Below are 15010 nucleotides of genomic sequence, written 5' to 3' on the forward strand. Positions count from 1 at the left end.
ACGGTGTTGAACTGCGGCAGGCCAATGTGCGTGGTACCGCCCTTGCCGGGGGTCACGCCGCCAACCATCTGCGTCCCGTAATCGAGCGCGGCCTGGGTGTGGAAGGTGCCGGTGTTGCCGGTCATCCCCTGGGTGATGACCTTGGTGTGTTTGTTTACGAGGATGGACATCGATCAGACACGCTCGATGATAACTGCCGGTGCCATCCCTCCTGCCGCACACATTGTGATCAGGCCATAGCGACCACCGGTGCGCTCAAGCTCATCCAGTGCGGTTCCGATCAGGATCGATCCGGTCGCCCCAATGGGGTGGCCCAATGCCATCGCGCCGCCGTTGGGATTGACCTTGGCGCGATCAAGATCAAGGTCGCGGATGAACTTTTCGGCAACGACGGCAAACGCTTCGTTGATCTCCCAGACGTCGATATCGTCCTTGGTTAGACCAGCCTTCTCGAGCACCTTTTTTGCCGCCGGAACGGGGGCATTGAGCATCAGCGTAGGGTCATCCCCCTGGTTGGCGTAAGCGACGATACGGCCACGCGGCCTCAGGCCATGCTTGTCAGCATAGTTCTTGTTCGCAATCAGAATGGCAGCGGCCCCATCGACGACGCCGGATGAATTCCCAGCGTGATGGACACCGGTCCATTCGAGGTCGGGATAGCGACGCTGGATCTGCTTGCGGAAGGTCACACCATCACCAAGGTCGAAATCAGCGATCGCATCAAAGCTAGCGCGCAGCGAAGAGAGACCTTCCATGGTCGTTTCGGGACGGGGGAATTCTTCACGATCGAGTGCAACCGAACCGTCAGGATTGTGGACTGCTATTAGCGACTTGTCGAAACGACCTTCGCGAATGGCCTGGTCGGCGCGCTCTTGGCTGACAAGCGCCAAGGCATCGAGCGCGGCCCTGTCGATGCCTTCCCGCGCAGCGATAGCATCGCCGCAGACGCCCTGATGGCTTTGCGGATGCAGCGCATCGAGTTCCGGGTTCCCAGCCCCCATTCCCAACGGCTTGAGACCTGCATTGGCCTCTTCTCCGGCAATCTGGGCTGTGTAGCTCATCATCTCCGTGCCGCCGGCGATGATGCAGTCTTCCATGCCCGACATCACCGAAGCTGCCGCGAAGTTGACTGAACTGATACCACCACCGCAAAAACGGTCGAGCGTCGTGCCGGACGCGGAGATATCGTAGTCGGCAGCGAGTGCCGCCATACGGCCCAGGTCGCCGCCCTGTTTGCCCTTTTGCGTCGAAGTCGACCAAACAATGTCATCGACACTGGACGTATCGAGATTGTTGCGGTCCTTGATCGCCTTGAGGACAGTTGCAGCCAGATGCTGCGGGTGCAGGTGCGAGAGCGCGCCCTTGCCAGGCTTGCCAATGCCGCGCGGAGTGCGGACAGCATCGATGATATAAGCGTCGGTCATTTTCAGAACTCCTTGAGCAATCAGACGAGCAAGCCGGACAGGCGGCTGCGAATAATGGTTTCGGCATCAGCGACGATGCGACTGACGAGCACTTCACAGGTCGGAATGTCATGGATCAGGCCCTGGATCATGCCGGCCCAGAACACGCCTTCGGAAAGGTCGCCGGTTTCAAGCAGCTTTTTGCCGGCCGTTCCCGCTACCAGCTCCTTCACGTCCTCGAACCGCGCATCCGGTCGCGCAAGACGACGGGCGACTTCGTCGGACACGTCGCTTTTGCCGACGCGGGCCGTGTTCTTGAAGTTGCGGAAAATCAGGTGCGTGCCGCGCTCGTCATTGTTGACATAGGCCTGCTTCACATTGTCGTGGATCGGCGCTTCGACAGTTGCACAGAAACGCGTTCCCATGTTGATCCCGTCAGCACCAAGCGACAGCGCCGCAGCAAGACCTCGCCCGTCACCGAACCCGCCAGAGGCCAACATCGGGATACTCACCTTGTCAGCGGCAGCCGGGATCAGGATCAGGCCCGGAATGTCATCTTCACCCGGATGCCCGGCACATTCGAACCCGTCGATGGAGATGACGTCGACACCCGCCTTTTCAGCGGAAACGGCGTGACGCACGGCGGTGCATTTGTGCAAGATCTTGACACCGTGCGGCTTCAACTGCTCCCATATTTCGCGAACCGCCGGGGTCCCGGCCGTCTCCACGATCTTGATGCCGCCATCGATTATGGCTTGGGCATAGCCCGCATAATCGGGCGAATTGATCGTCGGAAAGACGGTCATGTTCACGCCGAACGGCTTGCTGGTCATGGACCGGGTGCGCTCGATCTCCTCGCGCAGAGCCTGCGGGCTGGGTTGTGACAAGGCCGTGATAATGCCCAGACCGCCAGCGTTCGAGACAGCACTGGCCATTTCGGCGAAACCGACATTCATCATTCCTCCCTGGACGATGGGATGTTCGATCTCGAGCAACTCGGTAATACGGGTCTTGATTGCCATGTTGATTTCCTCAGGCCGGGATCTGATTGAAAGGCACGCCCTTGTCCGGACGATGATCTTGCGGAAGACCGAGGATCTTCTCAGCGATCGTGTTAAGCAGCATCTCGTCCGCGCCGCCGGCAATGCGGCCGGTTGGAGCATTGATCCAGCTGCTCCCCCAATCCTGCTTTTGCGGCGCGTTGGGGTCGAAGTGAAATCCACCCGTGCCCGAAAGGTCGATTGCCATCTCGGACAGCTTCTGACGGCTGCGCACGGACACTAGCTTGTTGAGCGACCCCTCGGGCCCAGGCTCCATACCCGCCTGCATCATCAGCATCGCCCGCGTGGTAATCGACTCCAGCCCTGCACGCATTGCGTGATTGCGGGCAATCGCGCTGCGGACCCTGCCGTCAGACAGCGCCGGACGTCCATTGATCTCGAGTTTGCGCATCAGGTCGACGAAAAGGTCGAGATGCGGGCCAAAGCCGCCGCTGTCAGTGGCGACATAGCGCTCGATCATCAAAGTCGCCATGGCGACACCAAAGCCGCCACCGACAGGACTCATGCGCTGCGAATCCTCAAGTCGGACATCGTCGAAAAACACTTCGTTGACGTGGCTGTCACCGCCCGCAAGCTTGATCGGGCGCACTTCGACACCCGGCGCTTTCATATCGACCCAGTAGTAAGTCAGGCCTTTGTGCTTCGCTGCCGCAGGATCGGTTCGAGCGACGATCACGCCATAGTCAGAATACTGAGCCCAGCTCGTCCAAAGCTTCTGACCGTTGAGCTTCCAGCCGTTTCCGTCGGGCTCGGCCCGGGTACGCAAACCGGCAAGGTCGGATCCGCCGGCGGGCTCAGAAAACAGCTGACACCAGATTTCTTCCCCGCGCAGCGCTTTGAGGACGCGCTCCTTGACCCAAGCGATATGTTCGCTGGCTTCGCCAAGACCGTAGCGCATCAGAATCGGAACTGGCATCCCTAGCGAAATTCCGAAATACCCGGTGGGCATTCCGAAAGCCATTTCCTCGGTGTCAAACGCTACCTTCTCGATATGGGTCAGGCCTTGCCCGCCGAATTCCGCGGGCCAGTTGATGCCTGCGTATCCTGCATCGTGCCGCGCCGCCATATATTGGCGGCCAAGTGCCAGATCTTCCTCGACCGAAAGGCCCATGCGCGCCTCACGGCCAAAGCGGGACGCAACCGACTCGAGCCACATGCGGGCCCGGTCGCGATAAGTTTCGAGATCGGTCATGCCGCTACTCCTGTGATTTGTTCGACCAGAAGATCTTCCCAAAACAGCATATTGCCCTGCTCCATGGCCAAGGTCCGGGCCCGGCGCATATGCAGATGGAGGCCCTGCTCCCAAGTCACCCCGATTCCGCCATGAACCTGCACACAATCGCGCGCAGCGGTGTCATACGCTTCGGTTGCAGACAGCCGCGCATCGGCGGCCGCTACAAGAAAGTCAGGCTGCCCGGCACTTGCTGCGGCATGAATGCAGTTGGCGCGAGCAATCTCGACCAAGCCGTACATCTCCGCAATCCGGTGCTTGACCGACTGAAAGGCTCCGATGGGCTGGCCAAAGGCCTTGCGGGTCAGTGCATAATCACGCGCAGTAATTAGCAGGGCTTCGGCACCGCCAACCTGCTCATGCGCGGTTACCACCGCCATGCGCGCCAGAACGTCCAAAGCCAGTTCTTGCGCAGCATCGCCAGTCGCCAGCAGCGTGGCCTCGACCCCGCTGAAATCAATATCGGCAAGCAAGCGCGAATTGTCGAAACTTTCGACCGGCACTCTCTTCGCTGCCGCGAGATCGGCAAGGACCAGTGCAGGTGCCCCTTCGATGCTGGCCCAAACAAGCGCGATATCGGCCTTCAGGCCACCAGTGACACTATCCTTGCTACCCGCGAGCTTGCCATCCGCGAAGCGAACCGAAGGCTGTGTCGGCAAAGGCGATGAGCCTTCTGTGAAGGCGACCGAGGCAAGCACTTCGCCTGCGGCCAGGCGTGGAAGCCAGCCATTCTTTGCAGACATGTCGCCCGAGTTCTCGATTGCATGCGCCACACCGTAGGTCGAGGTCAGGAATGGAGCCCCTGCCGTCCCAGCCCCGGCTGCCTGGGCGACCAGCCCCAATTCCACCAGACCGAGACCCAAACCATCATGCTCTTCCGAAATGGCAAGAGCCGACCAACCCTGCTCTACTGCAGTGTTCCAGAAGGCTTGGTCGTATTCACCGACGGACTCAAGCAGACGGAGCAAGCGCCCCTTGTCCATGCGTGCGTCAAGCACACGGCGCGATTCGTTGGCGATGGCCTCGTGACCTTCATCATACAGCATTGACATGCACGGCGTCCTTCCTCCAAGACACCCGCAGTTATATAACTAGGTGATATATATCAAGCGCTGAGTGCGTGAGAGATATCCGACAGAAAATCGGCCACTCGTGCGGGAGAGGATGAGGCGCGTTTTGATAGGGAGCCAATCCGATTTGGCGAGGATGAGCTTAGTCGGAAGCGCCCAGCTTCCGACGCAGTTCGGCCTTTTGGATTTTCCCGGTCGGAGTTCTGGGAAACTCTTTGACGATCACAAGATTCTCGGGCGTCTTCTGCCGTGCGACCCCGATCGAACGGAACACTTGGTCAATCGCGTTGATGCTCACCTCGGCGCTGCCATCGATTGTTACAACAGCACAGATCCGCTCTCCGAGTCGCGCGTCGACAATGCCAATGGCGGCCGCTTCGCACACGCCGGGCACCGCGAGCAGCAATTCCTCAACTTCACGGCTCGAGATATTCTCTCCTCCGCGGATGATGATGTCTTTCTTTCGATCCGTAATGGCCAGATAGCCTTCGGCGTCGATGCGCCCGATGTCACCGGTAAGGAACCAGCCACCGTCGAGGAAACTTGCGTCGTCCAGCGCCATATCGGTGTAGCCGAGGAACCGCTCTGCCCCGCGGACAGCAATTTCGCCTTCCCCTCCCGCCGCGACATTATCACCCATGTCATTGACAATTCTCACTTCTACGCCCGGATTCGGACGCCCATCGGTGTTCAGGCGCTTGTCCAGCGGATCATCCGGATTGCACTGGGACACTGTCGGCATCTCCGTCGAACCGTAGCAGCGGCAACACCTGATCCCGACGTCCTCGCTTGCGGCAACCAGCGATGGCGGCACCGTGGTCGCGCCGATCAGGAACTGGCTGAAGCTGCTGAGGTCGCGCCGGTCACGCGCTGCAGCATCCATCATCCCGGAAAGGTGGAACGGCGTTCCGGACATCTGCCGTACCTCAAATCTCTCGACGAGTTCCGCCGCCAGTACCGGATCCCATGCTTCGAGAATCACCATCGGGCGCCCCAGCAATGCATGCCCCATCACACCCAACGTTCCCGCAATATGGCCCGAAGGCCACGGCGACAGGCCATAGTCGTCGGCTGGTCCGTCGCTGCGTTGGGCCGTCAGCTCAGCAAGCAGGCTGCGCGAACTGTGACGGACCCCCTTGGGGGCAGCGGTCGTGCCCGAGGTGTAGAGCAGCAGCGCGGGAGTATCTGGCTCGGTTTCGACCTTCGGCAATTCTCCCTCGGGAAGATCGCCAAACGCAATCGCGCCATCGGGAACCGTCCCGCCCATTACAATCCGGTGCTCCAGCGTCGGTATTTCGGGCAAGCGCGAGAGGCGATCGAGATAGTCGATGTTGCGCCATTTACTGGGCACAACCAAAGCCTTCGCCTTGCTATCGGTCAGGATGTGCGCAAGCTCGTGTGGACCATAGATGTGGACGATCGGCAGCAAGGTACATCCCAGTGCAGCGGCGGCCTGGAAAAGCACGGCGTTCTCCAGTCCGTTGGGAAGTTGCATGGCAAGCGTATCGCCCGGCCGCATCCCAAGTGCGTGAAACGAACCTGCCAGCGCAAGGCCCTGAGCATGAACCTGCGCGAGCCTGACGATTTTCTCCCCTTCCGCACCGAAAAAATGCAGCGGTGCATCCGGCCTCGCCTTTGCAGCGGCAGCCATCCCCTGCGCCAGCGACTGGTCTTGCCACAAACCCATCTGGCGCCAGTTTGCTTCGCAAGCCAAAGGCATCCGGCCCACCAATCCGTTCATCACTCATCCCTCCCGCATGTGCATACGCGCGAGGGTGCGGCAATGCCGCGCTACGCGTCAATCCGGGAAATTTAATCCGATGGACATTCGATTTTCGCCCGAGGAGCAGCAGTTCCGCCAACAATGCCGCGACTGGCTGCAAGACAATGTACCTGCCGAGAAACGACCGATGGATGCCGCAGACGCCATCGAATTCGACAAGGCCTGGCAACGGCAACTGTTCGATGCCGGCTGGGCCGGAATAAACTGGCCGGTCAACTATGGCGGACGCGGGCTGTCGATTGTCCAGCAAGTCATCTGGCTGGAGGAATACGCGCACGCGCATGCCCCCTGGATCGGCGCCAATTTCGTTGGCGTGAACCATGCCGGGCCGACGCTCATCATGAACGCCAGCGAGGCCCAGAAGGAATTCCATCTTCTCCGTATCCTGCGGGGAGAGGCAATCTGGTGCCAGGGATTCTCGGAACCCGGTGCCGGTTCGGACCTTGCCGGGGTCAAGGCTCGCGGCAGGATCGAAGGCGACGAACTCGTCATCAACGGCACCAAGATCTGGACCAGCTTTGCCCATGTCGCAGACCTGCAGGAGCTGGTCTTGCGAACAGAAGACGGATCGCAGCGGCACCGCGGGCTTTCGTGGGTCATTTGCGACATGCATGCGCCTGGGATCGACGTCCGACCTATCCGCAAGATTTCCGGTCAGGTCGAGTTCGCCCAAGTCTTCTATGACGATGTGCGAATCCCACTTGAAAACGTGGTTGGCGGAGTTGGTAATGGTTGGAAAGTGGCGATGTCGACGCTCAGTTTCGAGCGAGGCACCGGGTTCATCGCCGACCAGGTCAAACAGACCCAGGAAATCGAGGAACTGCTAGAAACTGCGCGGGCGACCGGTGCGATCAAGGACGATTGCATTGCTGAACAACTCGCCCAGTTGCGGGCCGAAGTGGCAGCTCTGAGGGCCATGACCTATCGCAATATCAGCCAGGTAGTCCGAACCGGTCAACCCGGGCCGGAAGCTTCGGTGATCCGGCTGTTCACATCCGAATTAGGCCAGAGGCTGGAGCGGATGGCGTTGTTGCTGAAGGGGCCTGAGATTCTCGACTTCAGTTATGGCGACGATGACCTCGTGGCCGAATATCTTCGCGGATTTGCGGCAACCATTGCGGGCGGCACAGCGCAGATCCAGCGCGACATCATTGGCGAGCGGCTGCTCGGCCTTCCCAAATCGAGGTAGATGCGATGGACTTGGCACCCGACTCCGACCAGCAAGCATTCGTCGCGGCAACGGCAGAATGGTGCCGTGACAACTTGTCATGGGATACAGCTCGCGCCCGGTCGCAATCGATCTGGCATGAAATCGAAGCGATGGGCTGGCTCAGCATGACCAGTTCCGACATGGGGCTCGATCACGCCACCGAGACGCTCGTCTTTGCCGAGCTCGGCCGCCATCTTGCACCCGTTGGAATGCTGTCGAGTGCAGTTGCCTCGCGTTCCACTGGCTCCGCGGGCAAGACAGCGCTTGCACTGACCGATGGAGACGCCGGCAGCGGGAAAGTGCGGATTTTTGATCCGGTTGACGCCAGCCGGGCTTTGGGCCTGGTTGAGTCAATAGCCGCCATTACGGTCCTGCCGCCGGGTATCGCTGCCAGTCCAGGTCTTGACCAGACCGTGCCCATGGCATGTATCGAGCCCCCACCTGCCTTTACCTCTCTGCGCGACCCGGTTGCCCCCCTGCATCTCCAGTTGCTTGCCGCCGCATTTGCAGTTGGCACTGCGGAAGCAGCCTGCGACATGGCAGCCGAATATGCCAAGCTGCGCGAGCAGTTCGAACGGCCGATCGGCTGGTTCCAGGCGCTCAAGCACATCTGCTCCGACATGGCCGTCCGCGTTGAGGTGGCGCGTTCGCAGCTGCTTTTTGCCGCCTGTGCGCTCGATGCCGGCAGTGGCGATGCCGCCTTTCATGTCGCGTCGTCCAAGCAACTCGCAGATCGCGCTGCAATCGAGAACGGCCGGGCCAACATACAGGTCCATGGCGGGATCGGGATGACCGACGAAGCCTATCCGCATCTTTGCCTTAAGCGAGCGCATTTGCTGTCCTTTATCGCGCCCGCGAGGCGCTCAATTCTGCTGGGAGAAGCCGCATGACCGACAAAGTCCAGTACGAAGTGGTGGAAGGTGTGGGGGTCATTACCTTCAACCGTCCCGACGTTCACAACGCGATGGATGACGACGCGGCCCACCTTTACAAGCAGTTGCTGGACAAGGCATTCGAGGACGATGCGGTCCGGGCGGTCTTGCTGCAGGGTGCCGGCAAATCCTTCTGCTCGGGCCGGGACACAACCATGCTAGGCCACCGCGCGCGCGACGAAAGCGATTATCATTTCGTGCTGCGTCACCAGCACAAACGCCTCGCAGTGATGGAAAGCCCCAAACCCTTCATTGCTGCGCTCAAGGGTGCCGCCATTGGCGGAGGTTGCGAGACTGCCCTGGCCTGCGACATCAGGATAAGTGACACCACGCTGAAGATGGCCTTGCCAGAAATCAATTACGGCATTCTGCCTGACACTGGCGGAACGCAGATGATGACAACGCTGATCGGGCCGAGCCGCACAAAGTACATGGTGATGACCGGCAATCGCATCGACGCGGCAACTGCACTGGAATGGGGAGCCGTCGATTTCGTTGTGCAGCCCGAGGAGTTGGACTCCCGTGCACTGGAGATCGCCAAATCGATCGCGGCCAAGCCTCCGATTGCCCTCGCTATGGCCAAGTCGATGATTGACCAGTCACATATGGGCGCGGTTCGAAATGGCATAGGTCAGGAGCTGTTGGCCCAGACCGCCCTGTTCAAGACCGAAGACTATACCGAAGCACGCGCTGCCCTGCGCGAGAAGCGGCAACCGGTCTACAAAGGCAAATAACGAGGACAACGAAATGAGCGATCAGTACAAGGGTATCCGCCCTGCTCCACCCAAAGGTACCCGAATGCTGCCGGAGGGAACCTTTGTCGGCGAAGTAGCGATCATTACCGGGGGCGGCTCGGGCCTGGGCAAGGGTATTGCAGCAGAGTTCGGGCGGCTCGGCGGCGCAGTCGCGATTGCCAGCCGTGATCCGGAAAAGCGTGCTCGTGGTGTCGCAGCAGTTGAAGAAGCAGGAGGAAAAGCAATCGGTATCCAGCTCGATGTACGCGATCCCGAAGCGGTCACGACCTGCTTCGACGAAGTCGAGGCCGCGCTCGGCCCTGTAACCCAGCTGGTAAATAACGCTGCAGGCAATATCGCCGGTGCTTCGGAAGACTTCAGCCTGAATGCCTGGCGCGCGGTCACCAGCATCGTGCTCGACGGCACCTGGATCTGTTCGACCGAATTTGCCAGACGACGGATTGCCGATGGTCGTGGCGGTGCGATCCTAAACATCGGGGCGACCTATTCCTGGACCGGCGGCCCGGGTACTTCCCCTTCAGCAGCTGCCAAGGCGGCAGTGACAAACCTCACGCAAAGCCAGGCGGTCGAATGGGGGCCCTATGACATCCGCGTCAATTGTCTGGTGCCGGGGCTTTTCCCGCACGAAGACCGCGCCGAGCACCTGAAGTTCGTCGACGACGACAAGTCCGATCTGGATACAAGGCAACCCGCGTTGCGCGTCGGGCAGGTCCATGAGCTGGGTTGGGCCGCAGCCTACCTCTGCTCCGACTATGCCGCCTTCTGTTCCGGCCATGCATTTGTCCTTGATGGCGCTAACTGGCTGCGGCGGTCATTGCGCATGCCGGTTTTTGAACCAGTCCGCAATTGGGTGCCCTCGAAGCGAGAAAAGCCTTCGGGTTAGATCAAGCTTTGATCAACTGCCCTTGCCGAAATTCGATCGTCGGTTGGCAGGGTCAAACCCAGCGTTGCGCATCAACTCATGATTGAGCCCGTCAGCCACTCGCATCCCGTCTGTCTCGTAAATCAGCCGCTTGTTCGCGGCATTGGAATGCCAGCTATTGGCGAGAATAGCCGCAGCGAGCTCGGCCACCTTGCCGTCCAGTTCACCTGGCGGAACGCATTCATTGACCAGTCCCATGGCAGCAGCCGAAAGGCCATAATAAGGGGCGGAGGTCAGCATCATCTCCAGCGCCTTGGCCTGCCCGATCCGGCGCGGCAGGCGTTGCGACAGCCCCCAGCCGGGGACCAAGCCCCATTTGCCATGGGTATCGGCAAACCGTGCCGTCTCGTCGCAAAGAATAATGTCGGCAGCGAGAGCCAGTTCGAGACCGCCAGTGTAGCAAATACCTTCTACTGCGGCGATCACCGGTTGGCGCAAGCTGCTGAGCAGTTCGAGGGTCAGGAGTTCCTGGCGCAACCATCCGAGCGCATCGGCGTGTGACGGTTCCTTAAGGTCGTGGCCGGCAGAAAAATTGCCTCTCGCGCCGCGCAGTACCACTAGGCCAACTGACTCATCTTCGCTTAGCTGCGCAACATGCTCGCGAAATTCGCGGAAGAGCGCTCGATTGATTGCGTTGCGCTTTTCAGGGCGATTGAGTGTCAGCGTCGCGGTGCCATCTGCATCGAGACGGGTCACCAGCGGTTCTGACGCCGCCTGCGGTTCGTCAGTCATTTGCTGTCACTGGCGATGCTGAAACCACTTTAACCAATAACCTTCTTCTCGCGGAAATCTACAATCTCGGCGTCGGAGAAGCCCATTTCGCGCATGATTTCATCGGTATGCTGTCCGATCATCGGGCAGGCGCGGACGATATGCATGGGGGTGTCAACGAAGTCCCAGAATTCGCCTGGTTGCTCAATCTGGCCGTAGAGCGGCTGCTCCACAACCGAAACTAGCCCGAGTTCGCGGTTGAGGGGATCGTCGAAGAAGCGGTTCATCGCATCTTCGAAATTCACGGCATCGGAGGGAACCCCCTCGGCTTCGAGCCCAGCGAGAAGATCGGCAGCTGAGTGCTTGCGTGCCTCGGCTTCAAACTGCTCCTCCACATCTCCCAGCACGCTGCGAAGTGCAGCCCGGTGTGGATCAGTATGGGCAGCGACGGCCACCCAGTCACCATCGCTGGCCTGGTAGATCCGGTAATAGGGGCCGAACCCGGTCTGGTCGCTGGTGAGATGGCATGTTTCGGTCAGGCTGCCGTCTTCGAGCATCAACAACTCACCCTGGGCGAAGGCCGAAACACCCAGCATGGAGCTGTGGATACCCCAACCTTTCCCGTCTGCGCGCAAGGCGTAGAGCGCAGCCATGGTTGCTACCAGGCAACTGTGCGCAGAGAAGATGTCCATTGTGCCGGGACGGTTGAACACGGGCCTGTTGCCCTCGCCTGCGTTCTCGAACTCCCATCCGGCGATGGCATTGAAGATCGAGTCATATCCCGGCCAGTTGCCCTGCGATCCGCGCTGCCCATAAGCACTGACATAGGAGAAGGCGATGTTGGGGTTGTACTTGCGCACCCCTTCCTCACTCAATCCAAGCTTGTCCGCCCCCTTGGGCCGCATGTTGTGGTGGAGGACTTCTGCCCATTGCACCAGACGCTCGAGGATGACCTGCGCTTCCGGCCTGGTCAGGTCGAGCGCTATGGAGCGTTTGGATCGCGCAGCGCATTGGTAATAACGGTGCATGAAGCGAATTCGATCACCGGTCAGTGCCTCGACCTTGATCACATCTGCTCCCATGTCGCCCATCAACGATGGCCCCATCGGCCCGGCCAGGAACATTCCCAGATCGAGCACGCGGACGCCTTCAAGCGGATGGTTTGGAACACCATTGTCCCCGACTGGCGCCCGTCCGTCATTCCAGCCGCTGGCTCCGCCCTCACCCAAACGCGGAGCCGGGCGTCCAGTCTTGAGTGGCGCATCAGTGTGGTATGGCAGGTTCGGCTGGGTCGTCTTGCCCAGATGCGGATCATCGATCTCGACCACGTAGTCTTGCGCTTTCACTTCAGGATGACGCAGCACTTCACCCATGGGCTGTGCCGGCTCCACAGCAACATCCAGCGCGCGCAAATCGGCTAGCCAAGCCTCCATCGGGCGGCGCTTGAATGCCTCTACCACTCCCTCGGGCCTATCGATTTCAAGTCCTTCGGCCATGACTTCCCACATGGTCGGCAGGCTGGCAAAATCGAACTGCTGCGTGGGGTCCATCATCTGCAGCCAACGACCGTCACTGCATTGGAAAAGTTGCATTGCCGTGGGCCTGGCAGCCAGCGGATAGGTTACCGGATTGGGCATCGGCCCTTCCGAATTTCGCGCCCAGACCATTGGCAACTTCGAAAGGAAGCCTTGCATAAGCGAGGTATGCGCAGGTCCACCCTTACCTGACTGAAGCCGCATGGTCAGTCGCGTCATGATCCCGGCAGCTGCAAGATGCGCCGCCGCCCAACTACCCATACGATAACGATAGACGATCGGTCCGGCGCGGTGCCCGTCATTCTCATAAAAGACGCCTAGGCGCGCCGCCACCAGCAATTCGTCATCGGAGCGTTCCACATCCGGGTGATTGCGGGCCGAACCAGTAATGCCGCAGACTACCAGCCGTGGATTCAACTCGGCCAGCTGAGTATCAGGCAGCCCGAGGGCTTCAGCCTTGGCAGGGTTAAATTGATGCAGTAGTACGTCCGCATCGGCCAGTTGATCGCGCAGGAAGGCTAGGCCCTGTGAAGTTGCGATATCGTGCTCACTGCTTCGCTTGCCGCGATTCCAGTTGGCGAAGGTGGCCTTGCCCCGCGAAGGGTCTCCTCCCGGGCGCTCGATCTTTAGGACATCGGCGCCCAGTTCGGAAAGCATCAGGCCAGCGACCTGGACCGCCATCCCTTCGCCGATTTCGACAACACGCAACTTGTTTAGCATAGTCTAGGCCTTACGGAAGTTAGGCAGCACCCATCCGTCCTGGATATCTGTCCATTCGACGGCAACCTTCATGCCGATGTGGACGTCTTCGGCATTGCAGCCGGTGACGTTGGCATTGAGCCGCGTCCCCGGCGCACCATCGATGTCGACCACCACCGGAACGTAGATATAGTCTTCCCCGGTCGCCGGGTTCTTGTTGCATACAGCAAAGCTGTACACCGTACCGGTACCGGGCAGAGTCGGCCAGTTCACGTCGGTGCTCGAACACTCGGGGCAAAAAGGTGAAGGCGGCATGCGAAAATGGCCGCAACTCGCGCATTGGCAAGCGGTCAGCCGGTGTTCCTTAGCCGTTTCCCAGAAGGGCTCCGTATTGGGATTGGTGGTGATACGGATTTGGTCGCCGGGCAGCAATTTGGCCGGGCCGTACTGGATGGGCTCGCTCATCTTACGCGCTCCTCAGGATTAGGCTGGAAACTGGCAGGGAGGCCGGACCACCCGAAACGAGCGCAAACTCCGCGCCCTTGACCTGATTGATCGCGGTGCCGCGCACCTGCTCGACGCCTTCGACAATATGCGTCATGCCAATGATGTAGGCCTCATTGAGGTTGCCCCCGTGGGTATTGACGGGCACACCGCCGTTTACACCACCCTGCGTTTCGGCATCGTAGCGGATCTTGCCAGCGAGGACGTAGTCATTGCCCTCGCCCTTCTCGCAAAAACCGTAATCTTCAAGCTGCATCAGCACCATAGGACTGAAGTGGTCATAGATCAGCGCGACATCCATATCCTTCGCTGATAGGCCGGACTGGGCCCAGACCCGATCAGCAGTGAATTTGTGACCGCTGCTGGAGAAGTATGGATCGGGCATCCCCATCCACGCGAAAGCGCGGCCCCATTCTCGCTGGCCGCCATGGGCGCAAGCATGAACCACCGCAGGCTTGTGGCGGCAATCCTTGGCCCGGTCCATCGTGGTGGTAATGACAGCGACCGCGCCGTCGGTCTCCAAGCAGAAATCAAGCCGCCGCAACGGATCTGCCAGCATCACAGAAGCATCGTATTCCTCTTTGGTGAGCGGCGCCTTGCGCACCGCCTTGGGCCGATTGTGCGTGTTGGCACGGGTTGCCATGACAATTTCACCGAAGGCATCCTGTGTGGTGCCGTAAAGATGCATGTGGCGACGTGCCAGGACGCTCATCAGATGACCCGGTCCGACTAGGCCGGATGGCTGCAGGAAGCTGTTTTCCGGGCTTGGAGCTGCAGCTCCGAACACCACGCCAAGCCGGTGCTGCGGCAATTGCTGCAGCGCCATCAGCGTGACGACATACTTACAGTCCTCGTTCATCAACCCCGCTGTGGCAAGGCCGATGGCGCCGGGACAACCGCCCCCGCCGCTGGTCAGTGTGGCAGAAAACGAGATGTTCGGCATCCCGAGTGTTTCCATCAGGCTGGCGGTATCGAACTTGTCGAGATAGCCGGCCCCGGCCGTCGAATAATAGGCAAAACCATCAATGTCCTTGATGGAAATACCCGCATCCTTGCACGCCTTGAGGATCGCCTCGCCAGCCATGTCATTGATGGTACGCGGCCAGCTCTTGCCGCGGACGTAGTAGTCTGTTGCGCCAATGCCGACGATCGCCGTCTTGTCCTGATTCACCCAGGCCATCGATACCGTCCCCT

The 15010-nt window shown here is 60.0% G+C and carries 13 protein-coding genes and 1 pseudogene; 4 read left to right on the plus strand and 10 right to left on the minus strand.

Annotated elements, in window-relative coordinates; all coding sequences use genetic code 11:
* The 6 genes and pseudogenes from ABIE62_RS09935 to ABIE62_RS09960 all read right to left on the minus strand — a co-directional run.
* A pseudogene (locus ABIE62_RS09935) lies at window positions 1-170 on the minus strand (succinate--CoA ligase subunit alpha); the annotation flags it as partial.
* 3 nt (window positions 171-173) lie between these two features.
* Complete coding sequence (locus tag ABIE62_RS09940; protein ID WP_354325652.1) at window positions 174-1424, minus strand: acetyl-CoA C-acetyltransferase; 1251 nt, start codon at window positions 1422-1424, stop codon at window positions 174-176.
* 20 nt (window positions 1425-1444) lie between these two features.
* On the minus strand, window positions 1445-2425 hold the full coding sequence (locus tag ABIE62_RS09945) for an NAD(P)H-dependent flavin oxidoreductase (RefSeq protein ID WP_354325654.1): 981 nt from the start codon (window positions 2423-2425) through the stop codon (window positions 1445-1447).
* A 10-nt stretch (window positions 2426-2435) separates the two neighbouring features.
* A complete protein-coding gene (locus tag ABIE62_RS09950; RefSeq protein ID WP_354325656.1) occupies window positions 2436-3656 on the minus strand; it encodes an acyl-CoA dehydrogenase family protein in 1221 nt (406 codons plus the stop codon).
* Window positions 3653-4747, minus strand: coding sequence for an acyl-CoA dehydrogenase family protein (locus ABIE62_RS09955; protein ID WP_354325657.1), 1095 nt, complete (start codon window positions 4745-4747; stop codon window positions 3653-3655). Before ABIE62_RS09955 ends, ABIE62_RS09950 begins: the two co-directional genes overlap by 4 nt.
* A 160-nt stretch (window positions 4748-4907) precedes the next feature.
* Window positions 4908-6506, minus strand: coding sequence for an AMP-binding protein (locus tag ABIE62_RS09960; RefSeq protein WP_354325659.1), 1599 nt, complete (start codon window positions 6504-6506; stop codon window positions 4908-4910).
* Window positions 6507-6585: 79 nt separating this feature from the next.
* On the opposite strand from ABIE62_RS09960, the gene ABIE62_RS09965 reads away from it, so the two are divergent.
* From ABIE62_RS09965 to ABIE62_RS09980, 4 genes are read left to right on the plus strand one after another with little or no spacing between them, the layout of a single operon-like run.
* Window positions 6586-7737: an acyl-CoA dehydrogenase family protein gene (locus tag ABIE62_RS09965; protein WP_354325660.1), complete on the plus strand. Its 1152-nt coding sequence runs from the start codon at window positions 6586-6588 to the stop codon at window positions 7735-7737.
* A 5-nt stretch (window positions 7738-7742) separates the two neighbouring features.
* Window positions 7743-8648: an acyl-CoA dehydrogenase family protein gene (locus ABIE62_RS09970; RefSeq protein ID WP_354325662.1), complete on the plus strand. Its 906-nt coding sequence runs from the start codon at window positions 7743-7745 to the stop codon at window positions 8646-8648.
* Window positions 8645-9424, plus strand: coding sequence for an enoyl-CoA hydratase/isomerase family protein (locus ABIE62_RS09975; RefSeq protein WP_354325664.1), 780 nt, complete (start codon window positions 8645-8647; stop codon window positions 9422-9424). The genes ABIE62_RS09970 and ABIE62_RS09975 overlap by 4 nt, the downstream gene beginning before the upstream one ends.
* Window positions 9425-9437: 13 nt before the next feature.
* The gene (locus tag ABIE62_RS09980; protein ID WP_354325666.1) at window positions 9438-10328 is read left to right on the plus strand and encodes an SDR family oxidoreductase; all 891 of its coding nucleotides are present in this window, start codon (window positions 9438-9440) and stop codon (window positions 10326-10328) included.
* 12 nt (window positions 10329-10340) lie between these two features.
* On the opposite strand, the gene ABIE62_RS09985 is transcribed toward ABIE62_RS09980, so the two are convergent.
* From ABIE62_RS09985 to ABIE62_RS10000, 4 genes are read right to left on the minus strand one after another with little or no spacing between them, the layout of a single operon-like run.
* Complete coding sequence (locus ABIE62_RS09985) at window positions 10341-11099, minus strand: enoyl-CoA hydratase/isomerase family protein (protein ID WP_354325668.1); 759 nt, start codon at window positions 11097-11099, stop codon at window positions 10341-10343.
* Window positions 11100-11128: 29 nt separating this feature from the next.
* Window positions 11129-13333: a CoA transferase gene (locus tag ABIE62_RS09990; protein ID WP_354325670.1), complete on the minus strand. Its 2205-nt coding sequence runs from the start codon at window positions 13331-13333 to the stop codon at window positions 11129-11131.
* 3 nt (window positions 13334-13336) lie between these two features.
* Window positions 13337-13777, minus strand: coding sequence for a Zn-ribbon domain-containing OB-fold protein (locus ABIE62_RS09995; RefSeq protein WP_354325672.1), 441 nt, complete (start codon window positions 13775-13777; stop codon window positions 13337-13339).
* A gap of 1 nt (window position 13778) precedes the next feature.
* Window positions 13779-14996 (minus strand): thiolase C-terminal domain-containing protein, encoded by a 1218-nt coding sequence (locus ABIE62_RS10000; RefSeq protein ID WP_354325674.1) that lies wholly within the window; start codon window positions 14994-14996, stop codon window positions 13779-13781.
* Between the last annotated feature and the right edge of the window lie 14 nt (window positions 14997-15010).

It is taken from the genome of Porphyrobacter sp. MBR-155 (genome assembly GCF_040547625.1).
In the GTDB taxonomy this organism is placed as follows: domain Bacteria; phylum Pseudomonadota; class Alphaproteobacteria; order Sphingomonadales; family Sphingomonadaceae; genus Erythrobacter.